This is a genomic window from Kocuria rhizophila DC2201 (assembly GCF_000010285.1).
Taxonomy (GTDB): Bacteria; Actinomycetota; Actinomycetes; order Actinomycetales; family Micrococcaceae; genus Kocuria; species Kocuria rhizophila_A.
Map to the genome: position 1 here is coordinate 2,429,979 of NC_010617.1, position 22,996 is coordinate 2,452,974.

The window sequence follows — 22,996 nt, forward strand, 5'->3', positions numbered from 1 at the left end:
ATTCCGGGGTGGATTGTTGAACAATTTGCGGGCCATCGTGCATGCTGGAGGACCACACCAGTGAGACGGAGGTCACGCATGACGGTCATGGATCTGAACAGCGACGTGGGCGAGCCCTTCGGCGCGTGGGGCATGGGGGACGACGCCGCCGTCTTCCGCTCCGTCTCCAGCGCCAACGTGGCCTGCGGCTTCCACGCCGGGGACCCCTCCGTGATGGCGCAGACCTGCCGGGACGCCGTGGCCGCCGGGGTCACCGTGGGTGCCCACGTGGCCTATCGGGACCTCGCGGGCTTCGGCCGTCGCTTCCTGGACTGCTCCCCCACCGAGCTCGCGGACGACGTGCTCTACCAGATGGGCGCGCTGGAGGCCGTGGCCCGCGCCGCGGGCACCACCGTGCGCTACGTCAAGCCCCACGGCGCCCTCTACAACACGATCGTGCACCACGAGGCCCACGCCCAGGCCGTGGTGAATGCCGTGAAGGCCTTCGGCGGGGACCTCCCCCTGCTCCTGCTGCCCGGCTCCGCGGCCCTGCGCGCGGCGGAGAAGGCCGGGCTGCGCGCCGTGCCCGAAGCCTTTGCGGACCGCGGCTACACCCCCGAGGGCACGCTCGTCTCCCGTCGCGATCCGGGTGCGGTGCTGCACGACGCCGCCCAGGTCACCGAGCGCATGGTCCGCCTGGCCGAGGACGGCACGCTCACCGCGGTGGACGGCTCCACTGTGCGGATCCACGCCGAGAGCATCTGCGTACACGGGGACACCCCCGGCGCCGCCGCGATGGCCGCCGAGGTCCGCGCGGGCCTGGACCGTGCCGGCATCACTGTCCGGTCCTTCGCATGAGCGCGTCCCGCAGTCGTCGCCCCGCCCGTCCGGCAACCGGCACGAGACGTCGGGCGGGCAGCCCCGAGCATGCCGCCAGCGGCACACATCCGACCGGGTCGTCCGGCGACGCCGCGGTCCCTGACCTGCGGTGGGCAGGAACCCGCGCGTTCCTGCTCGTCTGCGGCGAACTGGCGGACGTGCTGCGCTGGCACGCCCACCTCGCGGAGCACCCCTTCACCGGTCAGACCGACCTCGTTGCCGCCGCCCGCACCGTGCTGGTGGTCTTCGCGGACGAGCGGTCGGCACGGACGGCCGCGAGCGCCGTCGTCACCATCCGGCCCGGAGGGAGCAGTCAGGCCGCGGGCAAGACCGTGGAGATCCCCGTGGTGTACGACGGCGCGGACCTCGCCGAGGTCGCCCGGCTCACGGGACTCGGCGAGCAAGGAGTGGTCGACGCCCACACCGGCACCGCGTGGACGGCGGCGTTCGGCGGCTTCGCGCCCGGTTTCGCGTACCTCAGCGCCCCGGGCGAGCCCCTGGACGTCCCCCGCCGGGACACTCCGCGCACCGCGGTGCCCGCCGGATCCGTGGCGCTGGCGGGCACGTTCTCCGCGGTCTACCCCCAGCGGTCCCCCGGCGGGTGGCAGCTGATCGGGCGCACGGACGCCATCCTGTGGGACACGCACCGGGACTCCCCCGCGCTGGTCCGCCCCGGGGACACGGTGCGCTTCCGGGCCGTTTGCGAGCTCGTCACGGTGGCCGACGACGCCGCCCCGGGCCTGCCCGGCGACCCGCAGCTCCCCGGGAACCCGGATCCCGCCGTCCAGCCGGAGGACGCCCCGGGGCGGGACACCGCGGGCCGTGAGCACGCAGATGGTCTCGAAGCCGTCAGCGCGGCGCACGCCTCCCCGGCGGACGACGCCGACCACGCCCTGGAGGTCGACGACCCCGGAATGCTGTCGCTGGTCCAAGACCTGGGCCGCCCCGGGATGGGGGACCTTGGTGTGGTGGCCTCCGGGGCCGCGGACCACGCCTCCGCGAGGCAGGCCAACCGGCTCGTGGGCAACCCCTCCACCGCCGCCCTGCTCGAAGTCACGATGGGCGGGCTGCAGCTCACCGCCCGGGGCCACCACGTGCTCGGCCTCTCCGGGGCGCCGGTGACCGCCCGCATCACGAACGAAGAGCATGCCCGCCCCGCTCCGTTCTGCGCACCCTTCGCGCTCTACGACGGCGAGCAGCTGAGCCTGGGCACCCCGAGCGCGGGGCTGCGCAGCTACCTCGCCGTGTCCGGCGGTGTGGCTGCGGCCGAGGTGCTCGGCAGCCGCGCTACGGACGTGCTGTCCGGCATCGGACCCGCCCCCCTGGCCGCCGGGGACCTGCTCCCGGTGCACCCCACCGCCCCGGGCCGGGCCGTGGGACACCCCGAGGAACCGGCGGTGCACGTTCCCGCCGCGGGGGCCGCCACCGTGCTCCGTGTGCTCCCGGGCCCCCGGGAGGACTGGTTCACCCCCGAGGCGCTCTCAGCGCTGCGCGAGCGGACGTGGCGGGTCAGCAGCGACTCCAACCGCGTGGGCGTGCGCTTCGAGACACCACCGGAGGGCGGTCTCGCCCGCAGCCGGGAGGACGAGCTGGCCAGCGAGGGCGTGGTGGCCGGCTCCCTGCAGGTCCCCCACTCCGGCGTGCCCGTGCTCTTCCTCGCGGACCACCCCGTGACCGGGGGCTATCCCGTGATCGCGGTGGTGCTGCCGCAGGACCTGCCGCGCGCGGCGCAGCTGCTCCCCGGATCCCCGGTGCGGTTCCACCCGGTCCCGCCCCCACCCGCCGCGACCGCCCCCGCGGAGCAGCCCACGTCAGGAGACACCGCATGAAGAAAGTTCTGATCGCCAACCGCGGGGAGATCGCCGTGCGCATCGCGCGTGCCTGCGCGGACTCCGGACTCAGCTCCGTGGCCGTGTACTCCGAGCCGGACGCGGACGCGCTCCACGTGCACATGGCCGATGAGGCATACGCGCTCCCCGGATCCTCGTCCGCGGACACCTACCTCAGCATTCCCGCGCTGCTCGCCGTCGCGGAACGCTCCGGCGCGGACGCCGTGCACCCGGGCTACGGGTTCCTCTCGGAGAACGCGGACTTCGCGCGCGCCGTCGTGGCGGCGGGCCTCACGTGGGTCGGCCCGTCCGCGGAGGTGATCGAGGCGCTCGGCAACAAGGTCACCGCACGGGAGATCGCCGTGCGAGCGGGCGCCCCTCTGGTCCCGGGCACGGACGGTCCGGTGGCCGACGCCGCCGAGGCCCGCGCGTTCGCGGAGCAGCACGGCCTGCCGGTCGCCATCAAGGCGGCCTTCGGCGGGGGCGGTCGCGGCATGCGTATTGCCCGTGACCTCGCGGAGGTGGAGTCCGCGTTCGACGCCGCCGTGCGCGAGGCCACCGCGGCGTTCGGACGCGGGGAGTGCTTCGTGGAGCGCTTCCTGGACCGCCCGCGCCACGTGGAGGCCCAGGTGCTCGCGGACACCCAGGGCAACGTGGTGGTGGTGGGCACGCGGGACTGCTCGCTGCAGCGCCGCCACCAGAAGCTCGTGGAGGAGGCCCCGGCACCGTTCCTCACGGACGACCAGCGCGACACCCTGCACGGCTCCGCCCGTGCGATCTGCCGCGAGGCCGGGTACACCGGCGCGGGCACGGTGGAGTACCTCGTAGCCCCGGACGGGCTGATCTCCTTCCTGGAGGTCAACACGCGGCTGCAGGTGGAGCACCCCGTGACCGAGGCGACCTCCGGCGTGGACCTGGTGCGCGAACAGTTCCGGGTGGCCGAGGGACTGCCGCTGAGCACCACCGAGGACCCCGCCCCGCGGGGGCACGCCATCGAGTTCCGGCTCAACGCGGAGGACCCCGCCCTGGGGTTCCTGCCCACCCCGGGCACCGTGGAGGCGTTCGAGGCCCCCACGGGCGCGGGCGTGCGCGTGGACACCGGGGTCCGCACCGGGTCCGTGGTCCCCGCCGAGTACGACTCGCTGCTCGCCAAGCTCATCGTGTGGGGCGAGGACAGGCAGCAGGCCCTCGTGCGCTCCTGCGCCGCCCTGCGGGAGCTCACGATCCGCGGTCTGCCCACCGTGGTGCCGTTCCACCGCGCCGTGCTGGACGAGCCCGCGTTCACCTCCTCCGAGGGCCTGCGCGTGCACACCACGTGGATCGAGGACGAGTTCGCGCAGACCCTCGAGGCCTCCCCCCACCTCGAGCCGGGGGCGGCCGATCGCACCACGTTCACGGTGGAGGTGGACGGCCGCGCGGTCCGGCTGGGACTTCCCGGTGACCTCGCGCGGGCCCTGCTGCACGGCCGCGGCGCAGCCGGTGAGCCGGGGCAGGGCGGGGCGGACGCGGTGTCCTCGTCGGAGGACGTGGCAACCCTGAGCGCGCCCATGAACGGCACCGTGGTCACGTGGCTTGCCGAGGACGGCGAGGACGTGGCGGAGGGACAGTCGGTGCTGGTGGTCGAGGCCATGAAGATGGAGACCCCCGTGAAGGCCCACCGAGCCGGGACCCTGCGCCGCGGGGACGTGGCCGAGGGAGACGCCGTGCGCGCGGGTCAGGCCCTCGGGGAGATCGCGTGAGCCCCCGGACGGCCGGGCACACCGGCGATTTCGGGGCCGGGGACGAGACCCAGGCAAGTGCCCACGCCGCTGCCCGCCTGCGCGCGGAGATCGCCGACGGCGCCCTGGCACCGGGCGCGAAGCTGTCCGAGCACGCCGTGTCCGCCGAGCTGGGGATCTCCCGCAACACCCTGCGGGAGTGCTTCGCCATGCTGGCCGCAGAGGGCCTCGTGCTGCGGATCCCCCACCGGGGTGTGTTCGTGGCACGCCCCACCGCGGACGACGTGCGGGACCTCTATGCCGCCCGACGCATTCTCGAACCCGGAGCCGTGCTGTGGGGAGACGTGGACGACGCTCTCAACGAGAGACTGCGGGGCATCGTGTCCGCGGCGCTGGCAGCGCGGGAGACCGCCGACGTGGCCGCCATGTCGGACGCGAACCAGCGCTTCCACCGGGCGCTGGTGGAGGCCGCCGTCTCACGGGCGCTGCTCGCGGACATGGACCGGGCCCTCGCGAGGATGCGCCTGGTGTTCCACGCGATGCTCGCCGACAGGGAGTTCCACGCCCGCTACGCGGTGCGCAACGCCGAGGTGCTCGCGGCGCTGGAGTCCTACGACCGGGACCGGGCGGCACGGTTGCTGCGGGACTCCCTGGGTGCCGCACGGGACGAGATCCTCGACCGGCTCGGGTGAGGGCGGCCAGCCAGAGCCTCCGGCGACGCGCCACGGGTGTCACGGGCGAGCCTCGCGACACCGCCGGCCGGGGCTGCGGTTGACGTGTCGGGAGGGAACGAACTCCGCAGGGGTGCACCAGGGCACGGCCACCTCGCTCCCGGGCGCCGTCAGGGCACCTGGTAGTCGGCGTCCCGGGCGTCGGTGATGAGCATGTGGCCCGGGGCGTGGGTGATGGCGAACGGCGGAGCCGACTCCACCACCGCGGCCTGCGGCGTGACCCCGCACGCCCAGAACACGGGAATCTCGCCGGGGGCGATCCGCACGGCGTCGCCGAAGTCCGGTGACCCCAGGTCCGTGATCCCAGTGCCCCGGGGTCCCCCACGTGCACGGGCGCGCCGTGGACGGCGGGGTAGCGGGAGGTGATCCGCACGGCGTCGGCCACCCGGGCGGCCGGCACAGGGCGCATCGAGACCACCAGCGGGCCGGACAACCGCCCCGCCGACTCGCAGCGCCGTGAGGTGCGGTACATGGGCACGTTCACGCCCTGGTCGATGTGGGCGAGCCGGATGCCGTGCGCCTGCAGCGCGTCCTCGAACGTGAAGGAGCAGCCCAGCATCACCGTCACCAGGTCCTCGCGCCAGTACGGGGTGATGTCGTGAGGGCGGGCCACCTCCACGCCGTTCTCATAGACCACGTACTGCGGCACGTCCGTGCGGATGTCCCCGCCGGGCAGGAGCGCCCCGGTGGTCTCCCCCGCGTCCAGGACACCGAGCACGGGACAGGGTTTGGGGTTGCGCGGTGCGAACAGCAGCACGTCGAAGGCCAGTTCGCGGGGCACGATCACGAGGTTGGCCTGGGCGTGCCCCGGAGCCATGCCTGCGGCGGGGCGCACGAGCCCGGCGCGGAATCGTTGCCGGGCCCGATCTGGAGTCAGTGTGGTCTCGTCCATGGGGTGTCCTTTCGTGGCCGTGCGGAGGCGGGTCGGGAGGCGTCGGTGCGAAGGTGCCGTGCGACGTCGTCCGCCCGGGAACGACGCCGCCGCGCGGCTCCCAGCGCACCGGGGACCGGGCGCGCGCTCAGGCCCAGAGCTTGGACAGCCCTGCCAGGGAGTTGACGGCCAGGAACACGGTGAACAGCCACGCGATCACGCCCACCACGAGCAGCCACGCGGTGTACCGGTAGCCCTCCAGCAGGTCCCGACGGCGCCAGCCGACCCACAGCAGGATGGCGAAGCCGAACGGGAGGATGAGCCCGTTGAACGCCCCGGCGAACACCAGCAGAGTCTGCGGAGCCTGCCCCAGCACCAGGTAGATCACCCCGCACACCAGGATGAACGCCACGGTGAGCAGGTTCCGGGTGCGGGGGCGTCCTGCGGAGGAGGTGACGAAGGAGATGGACGTGAACGCCGCGCCGATCACGGAGGTCAACGCCGCGGCCCACAGCACCACGCCGAAGATCCGCACACCGATCTCCCCGGCGGCGGCCCGGAAGGCGTCCGCGGCCATGGTGTCCCCGGACAGCGCCACGCCACCGGCCACCATTCCGAAGATCGCCAGGAACAGAAGCACTCGCATGACGCACGTGACCAGGATGCCCAGAACGGACGTGCGCGTGATGTGCTGGACGCTCTCGACCCCCGTGACGCCGGAGTCGATCATGCGGTGGTCCCCGGAATAGGTGATGTACCCGCCCACGGTCCCGCCGATCAGCGTGGTGATGACCAGGAAGTCCACGTGCTCGGGCAGCACGGTATTCTTCAGCGCCTCACCCACCGGGGGTGCGGCCACCACGGCCACGTACAGCATCATGAGGATCATGACGGCACCCAGGCCCACCACGATCCGGTCCAGGGCGAGCCCGGCCCGCTTGGACAGGAAGACCAGGATGGCGATCACCGCCGAGACGGCTCCGCCGAGCTTGGGATCCATGCCCAGCATGGCATTGAGCCCGAGTCCCTTTCCCGCGATGTTGCCGATGTTGAACACCGCACCACCCAGGAACACCAGGGCCGCCAGCACGTGTCCGGCCCCGGGGAGCACCCTGTTGGCCAGCTCCTGCGCGCGCATGCCGGAGACGCCAATGACCCGCCACACGTTCAGCTGCACGGCGATGTCCACCAGGATGGACACCAGGATCGCGAAGGCGAACGCCGCTCCCAGCTACACCGTGAACACCGTGGTCTGGGTGATGAAGCCGGGGCCGATCGCGCTCGTGGCCATGAGGAACATCGCGCCCAGCAGTGCGCTGCGGTGGCCCGAGGACGCCGCAGCGCCCTGCCCGGCCCGCGACGGCCGTCCGGAGGCGGGGAGGCCTCCGGTCTCCGGTGCGCGCTCCGGGCCCCGGGCGGCAGCCCCCGAGGGGCCGGGGCCTGCACGCCCGGGTTCCGGGCGGTCGGTCTCGTGGTGCCGATCGGCATCGCCCGGCTGTGGTGAGGCAGAGGACGTGGATCCATCCCTGGGTCAGCGTGAGCGGAGTCACACGGCGGCTGACCACTGCACCCTACAGGTTGTTGAACAATCTGCCCAGGGGTGGGTCCGACCCCCGAACATGCACGAACCGCCCGGAGGAGCCGTGTCGACTCCCGCCCGGGCGGTTCATGGTGGAGGCGACGCTCGAGCTCGGGGTAAGCGGGCGGCGTCGTCGGATCAGCGCAGGATGGGCAGCTGCATGGGGTAGCGGTAGACGTCCCCGCGGCTGGCCTTGACCGCGGCCATGATGTGGCACACGAAGAGCATGACCCAGTAGACCGCGATCAGCAGGATGCCGATCGGCGCCAGGATCACCGTGAACAGCAGGACCCAGCCCACCAGGTTGATGAGCCACATGGTCACGTTGAAGTTGAACGCGCCCGCGGCGGCCGTGCGCAGGAACGGGCTCTTGTCCTTGTAGATGAACCACACGATGAGCGGGCCCAGGAAGCCGAGCCAGCCCACGGAGACGATCGCGGCGATCGGCCCGGCGAGGTGGGTCAGTACGGCCACGGTGCGCTCGTCGTCCCGGGGCCCCGAGGAGCCCGTGCGGTAGCCGTCCGGGCCCTGGGTGTACGGCCCGCCCTGCGCATACTGCTGGCCGTGGGGACCCTGCCCGTAGCCGCCGCCCTGCGGTGGCTGCTGACCGCGGGGGTCGGGCCCACCGGGACCGGTGGGGCCCTGCGAGCGGTAGTCGGGACGCGGTTGCTGCGGTTCGTAGCTCATGTCATCTCCGTGGTGTCCGAGCCGGGGAGGCTCTTCGGTCGGGTCCTGACTCCAGCCTAGGCGGACGCGCCGTCCGGCACGGAGGGGTTATCCGCAGTCTTGGAGAGGGGTTTCTCACCGGCGGGCACGGGCGCCTCGGCGCTGTGCTTGGCGGCGCCGTCGGAACCGCGCAGACCCACCCACTTGTCGTAGCCCCAGCCGCCGAGCACACCCACGAGCAGCGCGACCGCGAGCATCACGAACAGCCCGATGAGCCCGGTGGTCAGCCCGGCCTCCGGAATGGCGTCGAAGAACAGCGCGGAGCGCACGGACGTGAAGATGTGGTGCAGGGGCTCGATCGGGGCGATGGCCCGGAAGAAGCCGGGGACCGCCTCGAGCGGCACCACGGCGCCGGCCGAGGGCAGGCCCATGAACACCAGGTACACCAGGCACAGCAGCATGCCCACGCTGCCGCCCACGGAGATCAGGGCCAGCACGATGGCCGAGACGGTGGACATCGCGAGCCAGCCGAGCAGGAACACGAGGAACCCGTGGGGCACGGGCATGCCCACCGCGGACGCCACCCACATCATGAGCGCGGAGGCCGGGGCGGCCGCGACCACGAACGTCAGCCACTTCATGAGGAAGCCCACGGGGCGGGGCAGCACGGCCCGCTCGTAGTCCTTGAAGAACGGACCCATCTCGAACGGGGCCATGCCCATGCGGGCGTCCATGAGCAGGTTCAGCGCCACGGAGCCGGAGAAGCCGACCACCAGCAGCAGGATCGAGTAGTAGAACGCGCTCATGCCCAGGGCGGTGCCCTCGGGGAGGTCGTTGTATGCCTTGGACACCATGTTCACGGGGTCCTTGAGGGTGTCCTTGGCCACCGAGCTGACGGTGGGCGAGAGCTCCTTGGCGATCTGCTCGGCGGAGCCCTCCTGGGACTTCTGCACCTGCTGGGCGAACTGCTGGACCTCGGGCCCGCCCTGCGCCGCCTGGCGCTGGAGCTGCTGGGACTGCTGCTGCTGGGACTGCTGCAGCTGCTGGAGCACCTGGTTGTAGGCCCGATCCTCGGCGGGTGCCACGGACTCCGTGAGCTGCTCGCCGAGCTTCTTGCTGGCCTCGCGCACGCCGGGCTCCACGGCGCCCGTGGCCAGTCGGGTGCCCAGGGAGCCGGCCTGCGGGTCCGTGTAGAGGGTGACCTCGGGGCGGGCGGCGTTGCCGCGGGTGAGGGAGCCCTCGATGAGGCTCACGGTGTCCTCGGAGAAGGACTCGGGCACCACCACGGCGGCGTAGAGCTCACCGCGGTCCAGCTGCTCCTTGGCCTCGTCCATGCTGAGCTGGCGGAGGTCGATCTTGTCCTCCTCGGCGGCCTTGTCCGCGAACTTCTGGACGAGGTCCTTGCCCAGGTTCTCCTGGGTGGCCTTGCCGTCGGCCTGGGGCACCTCGGCGCCCTTGTCCTGGTTGATCACGGCAATGGGGAACTCCTTGAAGTGCTTGTCCGGGCTGGACAGGCCTCCCAGGTAGAGGGCGGTGCCGATCACGCCCACGGCGATGATCGCCAGCATGGGCAGCAGCCAGAACCCGAGCTGGCCGAACGGCCGGCCGAGTCGGGCCCGGAAGGAGTGGGCGGGAGCGTGTTTGGGTGTCACAGGTTTCTCCTGGCGCAGGGAATGCACGACGTGTCTTGGGGGTTTCTGATCACGATACACTGATGTATCGAGATGTGAAGACGAGGCGATGGATACGTGAGCAACCAGACAGAGACACCCGGCGCACCCGCTGCGGACCTCGCGGGGGGCCCGCAGCCCCTCACGAGTGACCCTGCCACACAGCAGGCCGCGCGGGACAGGCGTTCCCGCAGCGCCACGCGGCTCAAGCTGATCCGCAGCGCCCCGGCCGTCTTCGCGCAGCAGGGCATCGACGGCGCCTCCGTGAACGACCTCTGCGCGGCCGCCGGTTTCACGCGCGGTGCGTTCTACTCCAACTTCGAGTCCAAGCGGGAGCTCGCGATCCTCGCGTTCGACGACCTCGCCATGCAGCTCGTGGAGACCCTCGGCACCGAGCTGGACCACTGGCTCGGTTCAGGGCTGGACGTGGAGGACGTGGTCACCCGCATCATCGAGGGGGTCACGGACCAGGTGGCCAATGTGAACCAGCAGGCGCTGCGCGTGGAACTGTCCATCGCGGCGTTCCGCTCCCCGGAGGTGCGCCAGCAGATGGCGCCTATCCGCGCCCGGGTCTACCACGCCATCGAGCAGGCCCTCGTGCGGGTCGCCGAGACCCAGCACCTGGAGTTCCTGGTCTCCCCCGGTGACGTGGCCCGCATGCTGCTCACCAGCTACTCGGGTCAGCTCACGGACCACATGGCCATGGGTGGCTCCGGGCACGGCGCGCAGCAGGTGATCCCCACCATGTGGCTGGCCTTCACGCGCCCCACCTGAGCGCCAGGGTTCCCGTTCCACGCCCCGACGACGACGCCGCCGCGGGGCCACCCGGCGGCGCGGGTCGCGGGTCCCGCACCGGGCGCAGGTGGCGGGCCCCACACGAGGCGCCGGTCGCGGGTCCCGCACGGGGCGCCGTCGTGGCCCACCACGCACGGCAGGCACCCGGGGCGCCACCGCGCCCGCGGCGGGCCGGGATGCGGTGCCGCACGGCGTCGTGCCCGTCAGACCACGTACGGCAGGACGAAGAGCATGGTCAGGGACCACACCAGGTGCGCCACGATCGGGGGCACGAGCGAGCGGGTGCGCTCGCGCAGGTAGCCCACGAAGGCACCGAGCGCCGCGGCGGCAAAGGCGAGCAGCGGGATGCCCACGAGCGAGGTCACGGCGGTGTAGGCAATGGTGGTGACCAGGATCCGCCGGCCGCGGGGCAGCACCCGCCACAGGGCCCCGCGGTAGTAGGTCTCCTCGGCCACGCCGTTGACCGCGGTGGTCAGGGCCACCATGAACAGGCTGCCCACGCGGGCGTGGTTCAGCAGCTCGTGCACCGGCTCGCCCAGGAACGGGATGAACCGCACCATGAACCCGCCGGCCACGAAGATCACGGCGAGCACGATCCCGCCCAGCACGGCGTCCCGCATGCCCCGCGGGGTGACCTTCCAGGGCAGGCGCTCACCCGTCATGCGGATGGCCGCGGAGCTTCCCGCGATGTACACCCCCGCGAGGATGAACGTGGCGGGGTAGAACCACGGGTCCCCCGCGGGGATGCGCAGGGACCACGCGAGGCAGACCGCGGCCACCACGCCGGTGGCGGCCACCACCCACACCGTGCGCTTGCGGGTGGCTGCCGTGGTGTCCCCGTAGGGGCTGACCCGATGTTGACTCACCGAGGTTCCTTTCCATCCGGCGGTGGGCACCGCCGGGGACGTTCGAGGCGCGGGGCCACGCTCCGGCACCCGGTGCGGCGCCCGCCGCACCGCCCGGGCTACTTGCGGCGCGGGTTGAGCACGCTGATGGTGGTGGAGAGCACCGAGGCGAAGGCGGTCCACCCGGCGTACGGACTGAGGGCCACGCCCTTCTCCCGCGAGACCTTGGCGCTGCGGCGCACGAGGTCCGCGCTGCTCACCGCCAGCAGCACGGACTCCACGGAGGCCGCCCGCAGCTGCTTGCGGTGGAAGAACAGCACGCTCCACCCGGCGTTGAGCGCCAGGTTCACCCCGAGTGCGGCGATGTAGGCACGCTGCTCGGCGGTGCGGCCCTCCTCCCCGAGGTCCGCGATGGACAGCGAGCCCATGGCGGCGATGTCCGCGTACAGCGCGGTCCACGCCACGGGGAACACCCAGCCCGGGGGCTGGAAGCGCGGCTTGCGCAGCTTCTCGTACCACCGGGAGCCGGGGTCGCTCGCGAGCGTGCCCACCGTGGCCGTGGCCGCGACGGCCGCCGCGGTGGAGAGGAACACGCGGCGCCAGCGGTTGAGGTCCAGGTCCGTGACGGCGGCCCGCACCGCGTCCGCAAACGGGGTGTGCCCGCCCGGGGGCGCCCCGATGTAGTCGTCGAGGTCCCGCTCGTGGATCACGGTGTCGTGCTGCAGGCTGCCCACGAGGGGTCGGGCCAGCTTGGTGTCGATGGGGGTCACCATCCCGATCCAGTTGGCCGCGAGCTCCGCGGTGGTCACGGGGGCGGTGATCATGAACCGCGGGCCCTTGCCCACGGCGCGGGAGTACTGGTCCAGCATGTCCGCGTACTCGATGGACTCGGGCCCGCCCACGTCGAACGTGCGGTTCACGTCCGCGGGCAGGTCCGCCGCGCCCACCAGGTAGTGCACCACGTCCGCCACCGCGATCGGCTGGATGCGGTTGCGCACCCACTGGGGCGCGATCGCACCGGGCAGCCGCTCCGCGAGGTGGCGGATCATGATGAAGGAGGAGGACTCGTCCCCGATCACCACACCGGTCTGCAGCGCGGCGGTGGGCACCCCGGAGTCCATGAGCGCCCGGCCCACCTCCACGCGGGAGCGCAGGTGGTCGGAGAGCTCCTCGACCGGCTCGTCCTCCGGGTGCAGCCCGCCCAGGTACACGATGCGCTGCACGTGGGCCTCGTGCGCGGCGGCGCCGAAGGTCCGGGCCATCTCCACCTCTTCGTGCACGAAGTCCTTGGAATCGCCCATGGAGTGCAGCAGGTACCACGCGACGTCCACGTCCTGCAGGGCGCGGGAGACGTCCGCCGCCTCGGAGGCGTTGCCCTCCACCACCTCGGCCTCACCGGGTCCGGCGGAGCGCCCCTCGGCGACGACGCTGTCCCCCCAGGGCAGGTTGCGCACCTTCTCCGCGCTGCGGCTGAGCAGGCGCACCCGCCAGCCCCGGCGCAGCAGCTCCTGGGCCACCTGGCCGCCGATGTAGCCCGTGGCGCCCGTGACGAGTGCCAGCCGTGCGTTCTCACTCATGTGTCGTCCCCGCATCGTCCGTGTCGTGGCCGGGTGGGTGACCCGGAGGCGGTGCCGCACCGCCGTTGTCGGTGCCAGTATGTCAGCGTGCTGAGGGGTTGGGCCACGGGCCCGCGGCGGGACGTCACGTGCTCAGCCGCCCACGTCCACGTCCTCGAAGATCAGGAACGTCTGCGTGTCCACCACCTCGGGCATGGGCTGGATGCGCTCGAAGATCACGTCCCGCAGCTCCGCCGTGCCCCGCGCACGCACCAGCAGCATCACGTCGAACGTGCCGCCCACCAGCGCCACGTGCTGCACCTGCGGGATCCGGCGCAGCTTGGGCCCCAGGGTGTCCCACGTGTTCTGCTTCAGGCGCAGCGTCACGTACGCGGAGGCCTCCAGGCCCGCCTTGGCGGGGTCGATCACGGCGGTGTAGCGCAGCACCACGCCCTGCTCGTGCAGCCGGCGGATCCGCTCGTACGCGTGGGCACGTGAGATGTGCACCTTGGCCGCGAGCGCCGTGACGGACTGCCGCGCGTCCCGCGTGAGCTCGTCCAGGATCCGCCGGTCAGTCTCGTCCAGCTCCACGCGCTTGCTCTGCGCCATCCGCTCCACCCTTCCCGTCACCGTCCGGCCCTGTCACGGCGACGACGCCGCCGGGCGGCACCCCGCGCCGTCGTCCCTTCCACGGCCTGCGCCGCAGCACCCGATGACGACGCCGCACCGTCCGTTCCCGGGGCGGCTCGCGTCGGCCCCGCCCCCGGTCCGGGGCCGGTGCGCGCGGGGCGGCCCCACGGGACCGGCAGTCCCGGTGTGACGCGCAAGACATTTCAGCATGGCGCCCGTCACTCGCGGACAATTCGTCCACGCCGCAGCCTTTCTGCCACTGTACCGTCCACGGATTCCCCCCGGTGTGGAGACGGAGCGCCCGAATTGCCCATACTGACCGGACGACGTGTCCGGCACGACGCCGTTCGATCCTGCCCACGGCCGCCGCGACGCCACCGAGTTCCACCCAGAGAAGAAAGGGACGCACCATGAGCGAGCCCACCCCCGCAGGTGGCGAGTCCGCCACCCGGGAGCCCACCCCGCCCGTGAATCCGGCGGTGGAGGCCTCGAAGAACTTCGGGATCACCCCCGAGCAGTACATGCTGCCCGCGAGCAAGGAGATCCGTCTGCTCAACCCGGACGGCACCGCCGTCCCCGAGTCCGAGCAGGGCCAGGAGCCCGGCCACGAGTACCCCATGCCGGACACCGAGCGGCTGCTCAACGCCTACGAGAAGCTCGTGGTGGGCCGTCGCATCAACGACCAGAACATGGCGCTGGTGCGCCAGGGCCGCATGGCCGTGTACCCGTCCAGCCACGGTCAGGAGGCGTGCCAGGTGGCCGCCGCCCTGTGCCTCGAGGACGACGACTGGCTGTTCCCCACGTACCGCGACTCCGTGGCCGTGATGTCCCGCGGCGTGGACCCGCTGGAGGTCATGAGCACCTACCGCGGTGACTGGCACGGCGGCTACGACCCCAAGAAGTACAAGGTCTCCATCCAGGCCACCCCGCTCACCACCCAGCTGCTGCACGCCGTGGGCGTGGCCCACGCCGCCAAGCTGCGCGGCGAGAACACGGTGACGCTGGCCATGTGCGGTGACGGGGCGACGTCGGAGGGGGACTTCCACGAGGCCCTGAACTTCGCCGCCGTGTTCCAGCTGCCCGTGCTGTTCCTGGTGCAGAACAACGGCTACGCGATCTCCGTGCCGCTGTCCTCGCAGACGCGCGCGCCGTCCCTGGCCCACAAGGGCGTGGGCTATGGCATGGCCAGTGAGCGCGTGGACGGAAACGACCTCGCGGCCATGCTCTCCGTGCTGGGGCGCGGCATCGAGCTGTGCCGCCAGGGCGGCGGTCCGCTGCTCGTGGAGGCCATGACCTACCGCATGCAGGCGCACACCAACGCGGACGACGACACCCGCTACCGCGAGCGCGACGAGGTCAGCGAGTGGGTGGCCAAGGACCCGATCACCCGCATGCAGCGCTACCTCGAGGGCCAGGGCGCCCTGGACGAGGACGCCACCGGCAAGATCTCCGGGCACGCCGAGGCCATGGCCAAGCGGCTGCGCGAGGCGATGTCCTCCAAGCCGGACCTGGACCCGCAGGACCTGTTCCGCTTCGTGTACCACGAACCCACCACCCAGCTGCGTGAGCAGGGCGCCCAGCTCGCGGACGAGCTCTCCCGAGAGGAGGCGTGATGAGCGCTTCGAAAACCAGTTTCGCCAAGGCGCTGAACACCGCGCTCGCGGACGCCATGGAGGCATCCCGGGAGGTCGTGGTCTTCGGTGAGGACGTGGGCACCCTCGGCGGCGTCTTCCGCATCACCGACGGGCTGACCGCGCGCTTCGGCCGCGAGCGCTGCTTCGACACCCCGCTCGCGGAGTCCGGGATCATCGGCACCGCGGTGGGCATGGCCATGAACGGCATGCGCCCCGTGGCGGAGATGCAGTTCGACGCGTTCGCGTACCCCGCGTTCGAGCAGGTGGCCTCGCACGTGGCCAAGATGCACAACCGCACCCGGGGCAAGCTGAGCATGCCCCTGGTCATCCGCATCCCCTACGGCGGCGGCGTGGGCGGCGTGGAGCACCACTGCGACTCCTCCGAGTCCTACTACGCGCACACCCCCGGGCTGAAGGTCTTCACCCCGGCCTCGGTGACGGACGCGTACGTGATGCTGCGCGAGGCCATCGACTCCCCGGACCCTGTGGTGTTCTTCGAGCCCAAGCGGCTGTACTGGTCCACCGCGCAGGTGGACCTGGAGGAGCTGCGCGAGCAGTACGAGAACGGGAACCTGCCCAAGCGCGAGGGCCACGCCGTCGTCGCCCGTGAGGGCAGTGACGCAACCCTGATCTCCTACGGCCCGTCCGTGCCGGTGTGCCTGGCCGCGGCCGAGGAGGCCGCGAAGGACGGCATGTCCGTGGAGGTCATCGACCTCGGCTCCGTGGTGCCCTACGACGACGAGTCCGTGGCCGCCTCCGTGCGCCGCACCGGGCGCGCCGTGGTGGTGGCCGAGTCCCAGGGCTTCGCGTCCGTGGCCTCGGAGATCGCCGCGCGCACCCAGGAGCGCTGCTTCCACTCGCTCGCCGCGCCGGTGCTGCGGGTCACGGGATTCGACATCCCCTACCCCTCACCGTCCTTCGAGCACCACCACATCCCGAGTTCCGAGCGCATCCTGGATGCCCTGGACGACCTGCAGTGGGAGGACTGACCCGTGAGCATCAATGTGTTCAACCTGCCCGACCTGGGCGAAGGGCTCACCGAGGCGGACATCCTCCGCTGGCTCGTGGCCGAGGGTGACACCGTCACCATGGACCAGCCCATCGTGGAAGTGGAGACCGCCAAGTCCGCCGTGGAGGTGCCCACCCCGTTCGAGGGCGTGGTCCACAAGCTGCACGGCGCGGAGGGGGACACCATGCTGGTGGACCAGCCGCTGATCTCCATCTCCGACGGCGTGGAGTCCCCCGAGGCCCCCGCCGGCTCCGAGACGGACGCGGACGCGCCCGGCGCCGAGCACGGCGCGAGCTACCGCGAGGAGGAGCTCGCGGGCACCACGCCCTCGGCCGAGCTGTCCGTGGACGAAGCCGATCCCACCGCAGGTGAGGACGAGGAGTCCTCCGGCAACGTGCTGATCGGCTACGGCACCTCCGCCGCGTCCTCGTCCCGCCGACGCCGCCGCAAGCGCGGTGCCGGTGCCGACGCCGCCGGGCAGACCCACGACGCGCTCGCCGAGGCCCCGCGCCTGGCCCCCACCGTGATCTCCCCGCTCGTGCGCAAGCTCGCCCGGGAGCACGGCGTGGACATCGCCGCCCTCCAGGGCACCGGCCCCGGCGGTCTGATCATGCGCAAGGACGTCCTCGCGGCCATCGACCAGGTGGACGACCAGCGGATGCGCGCCGACGCCGCCGGGCCGGCCCCCACGGGCCTCTCCGCCGCGGAGCCCGCGGCTCCCGCCCCCGCCGGCCTGAGCGCCGCGGGAGGTGCGGCACCCCAGGGTGGTGCCGCGGCGGCGTCGTCCCCGGCGGCCGCCGGGCCCGACTCCCGCACCGGGCTGCCGATCGCGTTGCAGGAGCCCGTCAAGGGCGTGCGCAAGACCATTGCGGACGCCATGACCCGCTCCCGCACGGAGATCCCGGAGGCCACCGTGTGGGTGGACGTGGACGCCACCGAGCTGCTGAAGCTGCGCTCCGAGCTCAAGGCCAAGGATCCGGAGAACACGCCGAGCCTGCTCGCGCTGATCGCCCGGTTCACCGTGGCCGGGCTGCGGAAGTTCCCGCAGCTCAACGCCCGCGTGGACACCGCCGAGGACGGCTCCCGGACCATCACCCGCCTGCAGGGCGTGAACCTGGGCCTCGCGGTGGAGTCCGAGCGCGGACTCATGGTGCCGAACCTGCGCAACGCGGATCAGCTCAGCGCCATGGAGCTGACCGGCGCCATGCGGGAGATCATCCAGGTGGCTCGCTCCGGCAAGGCCAGCCCCGCCCAGCTGAGCGGCTCCACGTTCACGCTGAACAACTACGGCGTGTTCGGCACAGACGGCGCCACCCCGATCATCAACCACCCCGAGGCCGCGATCCTGGGCATCGGGCGGATCATCGACAAGCCGTGGGTGGTGGACGGTGAGCTGGCCGTCCGCAAGGTCACCACCGTGACCATCGCCTTCGACCACCGGGTGTGCGACGGCGGCGCGGCCGGCGGCTTCATCCGCTTCGTGGCGGACTGCATCGAGAACCCCGTGGGGGCGCTCACGCAGATCTGACCCGTTCGGGTCCCAGGGGACATCGACCGCGCGCCAGCCACCGGTTCGCGCGGAGGGGGGCGCGACGGCGCCCGGGCTTCGGCCCGGGCGCCGTCGCCGTGTTCCGTCGCCGCTTTCCGGGGTCACGCTCCGGGGCCGTGTGCCGGGTCTGTCCTGCGGGGGGGGGGGCGCCCTAGTCACGAGGCACACCCGGTGACAAGAAACCGTCCCGTGGACCACAGGCACCCCGCGGGGTCAGGTCGCGGCGGAGCCCAGTTCCCGCTCCGCCCACGCCCGCAGGCGCTCCACCAGGGCCGGGGGCAGGTCCCCTCCGGCCATCGCGTGCTCGGAGCGGGTGCGGGCGGTGCCCATCATGCGGGCGACGGCGCGCACGGAACCGGAGCGCTCTAGCAGCTGGTGGGCGTGAACGGCGTCGTCGTCCGTGAGGGTGCCCTCCGCCGCGCGCTCGCACAGGGAGCGCCACGCGGGGCCGTGGGGGCCGGAGGCCACGAACGTGCCGAGCACCGTGGGCCGGTCCGCGCGCAGCAGCTCGCGGGCTCCGTGGCCACCCTGCGTGTGGGCCGCGAGGCGCAGCTCCTTCGCGAGCCCGTGCGCCATGCCCAGGGCGCGTCCGGTGTCCGCCAGGGCGTTGACGTGCGCGGTGGGCGCCCCACCCAGCACGGCGCCCGCGCGCAGCGGCGCCTCGTAGCAGGGCACGGCGCTGCCGATGCGCAGGGTCTCCAGCACCTCACCGTGCGAGACGGTGGCCGCACGCTGCGTGAGCTCCCCCAGGATGCGCTCCCCCGCGGCAGCGTGGAACACGGAGTGGTCCAGGATCTCCAGGAGTTTGATGAGCCGCGTCTCCGGCGCGTGGGACGTGGCCACCATGCGGTAGGCGGCGGCCAGGGCGAGTTCGCTCGCGAGCGACGTGTAGTGGACCGGGTCCTCGGGGCTCTGCCGCTCCCGGTCCGGCGCGTCCGCAGCGGGGCGGCCGGGGCCCACCTGATCGGAGCCCACCGGTTCCGCGCCCGCAGGGTCGGTGCCCGCCGAGTGCGTGCCGCCCGGGGCCGTGGTCCCGGTGGGAGCGTTGCCCGCCACGGCGTCCTCGCGTGGCGTGCGGTCCGGGCCGGGAGCCGCCGCGTGCGGTGCGTCCGACGACGCCGCCGCGATCGCCGTTCCGGGGCTCACGCCCTCGCCGCGCAGCAGCAGGGCGGTGTTGAGCAGCTCGAAACCCGCCGCCACGGCGTTGAGCACCGGGCGCGTGGGACGCGCCGGGTAGGCCTCCACCGCGGCCATCACGAAGTCCTGCTGCAGCCCCTCCGCGGCGTAGGTGACCTCCGCGACCCGTGCCCACACGCGCTCGTAGCCAGGGCTGAGGTCCGCGGCCCGGCGCCGGGAGTGCTCCAGGAACCCGCGCACCGCAGTGGCGGGGGTGAACTCCTGGGACCTGCGCCCGGTTCCACTGCTGGTGTACGAGGAGGTGGGCGTCATGGGTCCATTTCAGCACATGCCCCCGGTGGGCCGGATCACCCGCCACGGGCCTCAGATCGCGGGCATCAGCGCCAGCTGCACCGCGATGAACAGCATCACCAGGCCCACGCCCACGTCCACGATCCGCCACGTCAGCGGGGTGTTCAGCACGTGGGACAGCGCCCGCGCACCGGCACCCAGGGCCGTGAACCAGATGACCGAGCCCGTGAACGCACCGCCCGCGAAGATCCAGCGCTGCTCGCCGTGCTGGTTGGCCAGGTTGCCCAGGATGAGCACGGCGTCAAGATAGGCGTGGGGGTTGAGCCACGTGAACGCGAGCGTCGCGAGGACCACCCCGCGCAGCGACCCCGCCCCGGTGCCCGCGGCATCCATGGTCTGGGGTTTCAGCGCCGACCTGAAGGACATCACCGCGAACACCGCGAGGTACACGACCCCCGCCCAGCGGAAGGCGTTGAGCAGCCACGGCACCCGCTCGATGAGCACCCCGATCCCCGCGGTGCCCAACCCGATCAGGAAGATGTCCGAGACGATGCAGATGGCCACCACCGCGCCCACGTGCTCGCGGCGGATGCCCTGGCGCAGCACGAACGCGTTCTGGGCGCCGATGGCCACGATCAGGGCGAGCCCGGTCACCAGTCCGGGAAGAAACGCAGAAGTCACCACGACAACCTACAGCCCGGCGTGACGTTGCCGACATCCGCTCGCGGGCGGCAACGCATCGGCGTATGGTTTCCACGGAAATTACTTCGGGCGCTCACGTCGCCCGCACTCCCCGGAAGGACGCCCCATGAGCACCGCCACCATCGAGCAGCTGGCCCTTGAGATCACCACCGAGGACGCCGACCGCCTGTTCACCACGGCCCGCACCGCGAGCCACTTCACGGACGAGCCCGTGACCGCTGAGCAGAAGCACACCATCTACGAGCTCACCAAGATGGGCCCCACGGCGTTCAACTCCCAGCCCCTGCGCATCACGTGGGTGGAGTCCCCCGAGGCCCGCGAGCGCCTGGTGCAGCACATGAGCGGCGGCAACCAGGAGAAGACCCGCAACGCGCCGCTGACCGCCATCCTGTCCTTCGACGAGAACTGGCACACCCGCTTCCCGGACTTCCTCCCCGCGGCCCCGCAGCTGCAGGGCATGTACGACGAGAACGCGGAGCTGCGCATGTCCAGCGGCACGGCCAACGCGCACATCCAGGTGGGCTACTTCATCATCGCCGCCCGCGCCGCCGGGCTGGCCGTGGGCCCGATGACCGGCTTCGACGCCCCCGCCGTGGACCGGGAATTCTTCGAGGGCACGGGCAAGCGCTCCATCGTGGCGGTCAACCTGGGCCGTCCGCAGGCCCCGGGCTACGAGCGCAACCCGCGCTTCGCCGCGGAGGACGTCACCGAGAGCATCTGAGCCGCGGGCTCCCGGCCGACGGCGACGCCGCACGGCACCATACCCGGCGGCGTCGCCGCACCTGCCGCGCGGCACCCGGCCCCGGGCCCCGGGCACTGGTGGGCCCGCGGTCAGGAGCCCCCGGACTCGGGATCCGTGGAGTCCTTGCCGCCGGCGAGCTTCGCGAGCACGGGCAGGGCGGCGTCGAGCCTGGTGAGGTCCTCAGCAGTGAGGGTGGTCAGCACGTCCGCCACGCACTCGTTGCGGTGCTGGTCCTCCCGCGCGAGCACCTCCTCGCCCTGGGGTGTGAGGGACACGAGCACCGCCCGGGCATCGGTGGGATCAGGGTCCCGGCGCACCAACCCAGCCCTGCTGAGCCGGTCCACGCTCTGGGTGGCCGTGGGCGTGCGCACGCCCAGGTTCGCGGCGATCGTGGTCATCCGCACCCCACCCGGGAGCAGCATTGCCAGCAGGCTGACCTGCTGGCTCGTGATGTCCCGGGCGCCTTCCATGCTGCGCAGGAAATACACGCCGTGACGCAGCACCTCCCGCAACCGCGCCGCGCTGCGGAGCATCCGGGTGCGGTCGTCGTCGGGCGCGGGGGCGTGGGAGGTGTCCATGTCTGCCTATTTTAGGCGCGGCGCCTGCCTGGCCGTGGCGTCATGGTGCACGTCACCCGGCGACACCCCGCCGCTCCCCATGCAGGCCCGTCCCCAACGGTCAGCTCAAGAAACCGTCTGCTGGACCCTCGCAAGAGTCCATGCGTTGCTCCGTCACGAGTGCAGGGCACCACCGACCACACATCGTGAGAGGGTGCCGCTGAGCGCCCCGCATGGGGCATACCCCCCCTTCGGGATCTGGCGCGGGAAACACCAGCGATCCTCCACGTCTCGCATCCGCTGGGATCCCAGCGCGTCCGCGCAGTCGTCACCGACAGCCCGACCTTCACCCGTGTGCTTGAACTGGACGAAGCAGCCGGAGACCCTCTGCTCCTCCTCGCACGGTCGATCCACCCCCGCAGCGCCCACGAGCTGCTCGAAGCCCCCGTCAGGGCACTCGCGGCCGCCGCAAAGGTGTCCCTGGGTCAAGCCCAGTCCACGCTGGAGCTTCTCGACGAGCAAGGATTTCTGGATCGCCGCAGCAGGCGTCTGATGCGCAGGGAGATCCTCACCGAACGGTGGGCCGACGCTTTTGCCACCGGCCTCGGCCCCAAAACGCTGGTACAGCAGTTTCACGGCGATCCCGGCCACTTGAGCCTTGCGGGTCACGGGGTGGTCTACGTGAGCGGCGAGCAGGCGGCCCCGTGGATCAAGAACCCTGAAACCGCCACCCTCTATGTGGAGGTCCTCTCGCCCGAGATGATATTCGGCAACCGCTGGCGGACGGACGAGACGCCGAACATCATGGTCCACACCACGTTCTGGGTCCCCCGGGCGTTGAAGATCCACCACCCTCGTCCTTCCCGGCTCCTGCCCCGCCGCTCCTGACGTACGCCGATCTGAAGGCCGCCGGCGAACCCCGCCAGCTCGAAGCAGCTCAGCACGTGAAGGACACGCATGCTCACCTTTGGCGTCCCTGATCCCGGAGTCCTGGATGTCGTGGGCGGCATCCCCGTGGACTTCATGCCTTTCGGCGCCCAGCTCGAGGAACCGCCGGGAACCCTCACGCCTCCGCCGCACAAGGAGGGATGGACCGTCGCCGGTTTCCAAGACGTTCACCGCCATGCCCAGGACGTCGACATTGGCCCTCGCGAGGTCACCGTCCGAATGCCCTCGCCCGCGGGATACACCGCGCTGAAGCTGCGTTCCTGGGCCGTCAGAGCTGCCCTTCACGACACCAAGGACGCCCGGGATCTAGCAGTGGCGTGCCACTGGTACACGGAATCCGAAGCGGTCCGCACTGAGCTCTACGAGACCGATCGTGGACAGAGGCTGCTCATGGATCACGACTTCGACCAGGACCTGGCAGCCGTAGCGCTGTTGTCCCGCGAAGTGGCCACGATTTTCTCCACCCCCGTCAGAATTGAACTCGCCGCCGATCTGAGGAATGCCGATGCTGCCCTGCTTGCCGGGCGGTTCACGACGGCACCTCAGCTGTTCCTCACGAGCGACGTGCGTCGCCGGCAAGCCCTGATCGCCGCGCTGCTGTCCGCAGTCACCTGAAGAGTCCGCGAGCACCACACTGCTACCTGCGGGCGCCTCGCCCGGACAGACCTCGGGCGGGAGG

General features: G+C 72.0%; 20 protein-coding genes and 2 pseudogenes. 12 read left to right on the forward strand and 10 right to left on the reverse strand.

Annotation, left to right across the window (positions count from 1 at the left end):
• Positions 1-78: 78 nt before the first annotated feature.
• The 4 genes from KRH_RS10460 (at position 79) to KRH_RS10475 (ending at position 5,097) form a co-directional block, all read left to right on the forward strand.
• Positions 79-837, forward strand: a complete 759-nt coding sequence (locus KRH_RS10460) for a LamB/YcsF family protein (protein ID WP_012399180.1) — start codon at positions 79-81, stop codon at positions 835-837.
• A 179-nt stretch (positions 838-1,016) separates the two neighbouring features.
• Positions 1,017-2,687, forward strand: coding sequence for a 5-oxoprolinase/urea amidolyase family protein (locus KRH_RS10465; RefSeq protein ID WP_012399181.1), 1,671 nt, complete (start codon positions 1,017-1,019; stop codon positions 2,685-2,687).
• Positions 2,684-4,426, forward strand: coding sequence for an acetyl/propionyl/methylcrotonyl-CoA carboxylase subunit alpha (locus KRH_RS10470; RefSeq protein WP_012399182.1), 1,743 nt, complete (start codon positions 2,684-2,686; stop codon positions 4,424-4,426). Before KRH_RS10465 ends, KRH_RS10470 begins: the two co-directional genes overlap by 4 nt.
• Entirely contained in the window at positions 4,423-5,097 is a 675-nt protein-coding gene (locus tag KRH_RS10475) for a GntR family transcriptional regulator (protein WP_012399183.1), read from the forward strand. The genes KRH_RS10470 and KRH_RS10475 overlap by 4 nt, the downstream gene beginning before the upstream one ends.
• Positions 5,098-5,246: 149 nt before the next feature.
• On the opposite strand, the pseudogene KRH_RS10480 reads toward KRH_RS10475, so the two are convergent.
• The 4 genes and pseudogenes from KRH_RS10480 to KRH_RS10495 all read right to left on the reverse strand — a co-directional run bounded on the left by KRH_RS10480 (position 5,247) and on the right by KRH_RS10495 (position 9,904).
• Positions 5,247-6,028: pseudogene (locus tag KRH_RS10480) on the reverse strand (putative hydro-lyase).
• A gap of 127 nt (positions 6,029-6,155) precedes the next feature.
• Positions 6,156-7,319: pseudogene (locus KRH_RS10485) on the reverse strand (NRAMP family divalent metal transporter).
• A 405-nt stretch (positions 7,320-7,724) separates the two neighbouring features.
• Positions 7,725-8,273 (reverse strand): DUF4870 domain-containing protein, encoded by a 549-nt coding sequence (locus tag KRH_RS10490; RefSeq protein WP_012399187.1) that lies wholly within the window; start codon positions 8,271-8,273, stop codon positions 7,725-7,727.
• Between the two features lie 56 nt (positions 8,274-8,329).
• Positions 8,330-9,904: a YhgE/Pip domain-containing protein gene (locus tag KRH_RS10495; RefSeq protein ID WP_012399188.1), complete on the reverse strand. Its 1,575-nt coding sequence runs from the start codon at positions 9,902-9,904 to the stop codon at positions 8,330-8,332.
• 96 nt (positions 9,905-10,000) lie between these two features.
• Here KRH_RS10495 and KRH_RS10500 point away from each other — a divergent pair, with 96 nt between their 5' ends.
• Positions 10,001-10,696 carry a TetR/AcrR family transcriptional regulator gene (locus KRH_RS10500; protein ID WP_012399189.1) on the forward strand — a complete coding sequence of 232 codons (696 nt, stop codon included), beginning with the start codon at positions 10,001-10,003 and terminating at the stop codon, positions 10,694-10,696.
• A gap of 224 nt (positions 10,697-10,920) precedes the next feature.
• Here KRH_RS10500 and KRH_RS10505 read toward each other — a convergent pair whose 3' ends face one another.
• The 3 genes from KRH_RS10505 to KRH_RS10515 all read right to left on the reverse strand — a co-directional run bounded on the left by KRH_RS10505 (position 10,921) and on the right by KRH_RS10515 (position 13,727).
• A complete protein-coding gene (locus tag KRH_RS10505) occupies positions 10,921-11,583 on the reverse strand; it encodes a CPBP family intramembrane glutamic endopeptidase (RefSeq protein WP_105590572.1) in 663 nt (220 codons plus the stop codon).
• A 98-nt stretch (positions 11,584-11,681) separates the two neighbouring features.
• On the reverse strand, positions 11,682-13,139 hold the full coding sequence (locus KRH_RS10510) for a tryptophan-rich sensory protein (RefSeq protein ID WP_012399191.1): 1,458 nt from the start codon (positions 13,137-13,139) through the stop codon (positions 11,682-11,684).
• A gap of 132 nt (positions 13,140-13,271) precedes the next feature.
• Positions 13,272-13,727, reverse strand: a complete 456-nt coding sequence (locus KRH_RS10515; RefSeq protein WP_012399192.1) for an Lrp/AsnC family transcriptional regulator — start codon at positions 13,725-13,727, stop codon at positions 13,272-13,274.
• A 431-nt stretch (positions 13,728-14,158) separates the two neighbouring features.
• On the opposite strand from KRH_RS10515, the gene KRH_RS10520 reads away from it, so the two are divergent.
• The 3 genes from KRH_RS10520 to KRH_RS10530 are packed head-to-tail and all read left to right on the forward strand — an operon-like array spanning position 14,159 to position 17,919.
• Positions 14,159-15,361 (forward strand): thiamine pyrophosphate-dependent dehydrogenase E1 component subunit alpha, encoded by a 1,203-nt coding sequence (locus KRH_RS10520; RefSeq protein WP_012399193.1) that lies wholly within the window; start codon positions 14,159-14,161, stop codon positions 15,359-15,361.
• Positions 15,361-16,371 carry an alpha-ketoacid dehydrogenase subunit beta gene (locus tag KRH_RS10525; RefSeq protein ID WP_012399194.1) on the forward strand — a complete coding sequence of 337 codons (1,011 nt, stop codon included), beginning with the start codon at positions 15,361-15,363 and terminating at the stop codon, positions 16,369-16,371. The genes KRH_RS10520 and KRH_RS10525 overlap by 1 nt, the downstream gene beginning before the upstream one ends.
• A gap of 3 nt (positions 16,372-16,374) precedes the next feature.
• The gene (locus KRH_RS10530) at positions 16,375-17,919 is read left to right on the forward strand and encodes a dihydrolipoamide acetyltransferase family protein (protein WP_012399195.1); all 1,545 of its coding nucleotides are present in this window, start codon (positions 16,375-16,377) and stop codon (positions 17,917-17,919) included.
• 234 nt (positions 17,920-18,153) lie between these two features.
• Here KRH_RS10530 and KRH_RS10535 read toward each other — a convergent pair whose 3' ends face one another.
• Positions 18,154-19,389 (reverse strand): hypothetical protein, encoded by a 1,236-nt coding sequence (locus KRH_RS10535; RefSeq protein WP_012399196.1) that lies wholly within the window; start codon positions 19,387-19,389, stop codon positions 18,154-18,156.
• A 51-nt stretch (positions 19,390-19,440) separates the two neighbouring features.
• Positions 19,441-20,049: a LysE/ArgO family amino acid transporter gene (locus tag KRH_RS10540; protein ID WP_041297427.1), complete on the reverse strand. Its 609-nt coding sequence runs from the start codon at positions 20,047-20,049 to the stop codon at positions 19,441-19,443.
• A 127-nt stretch (positions 20,050-20,176) separates the two neighbouring features.
• Between KRH_RS10540 and KRH_RS10545 the strand changes: the two genes are divergently transcribed.
• Positions 20,177-20,791 (forward strand): malonic semialdehyde reductase, encoded by a 615-nt coding sequence (locus tag KRH_RS10545; protein WP_012399198.1) that lies wholly within the window; start codon positions 20,177-20,179, stop codon positions 20,789-20,791.
• A 110-nt stretch (positions 20,792-20,901) separates the two neighbouring features.
• On the opposite strand, the gene KRH_RS10550 is transcribed toward KRH_RS10545, so the two are convergent.
• Positions 20,902-21,390, reverse strand: coding sequence for a MarR family winged helix-turn-helix transcriptional regulator (locus KRH_RS10550; RefSeq protein ID WP_012399199.1), 489 nt, complete (start codon positions 21,388-21,390; stop codon positions 20,902-20,904).
• Positions 21,391-21,723: 333 nt separating this feature from the next.
• On the opposite strand from KRH_RS10550, the gene KRH_RS10555 reads away from it, so the two are divergent.
• Genes KRH_RS10555 through KRH_RS11830 form a run of 3 tightly spaced genes read left to right on the forward strand, consistent with a single transcriptional unit; the run spans position 21,724 to position 22,932 of the window.
• Positions 21,724-22,257, forward strand: coding sequence for a type IV toxin-antitoxin system AbiEi family antitoxin (locus KRH_RS10555; RefSeq protein WP_012399200.1), 534 nt, complete (start codon positions 21,724-21,726; stop codon positions 22,255-22,257).
• Between the two features lie 11 nt (positions 22,258-22,268).
• Positions 22,269-22,349 carry a hypothetical protein gene (locus KRH_RS12905; protein WP_396350701.1) on the forward strand — a complete coding sequence of 27 codons (81 nt, stop codon included), beginning with the start codon at positions 22,269-22,271 and terminating at the stop codon, positions 22,347-22,349.
• Positions 22,327-22,932, forward strand: coding sequence for a hypothetical protein (locus KRH_RS11830; RefSeq protein WP_012399201.1), 606 nt, complete (start codon positions 22,327-22,329; stop codon positions 22,930-22,932). The genes KRH_RS12905 and KRH_RS11830 overlap by 23 nt, the downstream gene beginning before the upstream one ends.
• The last annotated feature ends 64 nt before the right edge of the window (positions 22,933-22,996 follow it).

Excerpts from the sequence above, each read along its gene's own strand:
- KRH_RS10515 (WP_012399192.1), bottom strand. The coding sequence starts at position 13,727 with ATGGCGCAGAGCAAGCGCGTGGAGCTGGACGAGACTGACCGGCGGATC.
- KRH_RS10470 (WP_012399182.1), top strand. The coding sequence starts at position 2,684 with ATGAAGAAAGTTCTGATCGCCAACCGCGGGGAGATCGCCGTGCGCATC.
- KRH_RS10510 (WP_012399191.1), bottom strand. The coding sequence starts at position 13,139 with ATGAGTGAGAACGCACGGCTGGCACTCGTCACGGGCGCCACGGGCTAC.
- KRH_RS10545 (WP_012399198.1), top strand. The coding sequence starts at position 20,177 with ATGAGCACCGCCACCATCGAGCAGCTGGCCCTTGAGATCACCACCGAG.
- KRH_RS10535 (WP_012399196.1), bottom strand. The coding sequence starts at position 19,389 with ATGACGCCCACCTCCTCGTACACCAGCAGTGGAACCGGGCGCAGGTCC.
- KRH_RS10550 (WP_012399199.1), bottom strand. The coding sequence starts at position 21,390 with ATGGACACCTCCCACGCCCCCGCGCCCGACGACGACCGCACCCGGATG.
- KRH_RS10460 (WP_012399180.1), top strand. The coding sequence starts at position 79 with ATGACGGTCATGGATCTGAACAGCGACGTGGGCGAGCCCTTCGGCGCG.
- KRH_RS10490 (WP_012399187.1), bottom strand. The coding sequence starts at position 8,273 with ATGAGCTACGAACCGCAGCAACCGCGTCCCGACTACCGCTCGCAGGGC.
- KRH_RS10520 (WP_012399193.1), top strand. The coding sequence starts at position 14,159 with ATGAGCGAGCCCACCCCCGCAGGTGGCGAGTCCGCCACCCGGGAGCCC.
- KRH_RS10525 (WP_012399194.1), top strand. The coding sequence starts at position 15,361 with ATGAGCGCTTCGAAAACCAGTTTCGCCAAGGCGCTGAACACCGCGCTC.
- KRH_RS11830 (WP_012399201.1), top strand. The coding sequence starts at position 22,327 with ATGCTCACCTTTGGCGTCCCTGATCCCGGAGTCCTGGATGTCGTGGGC.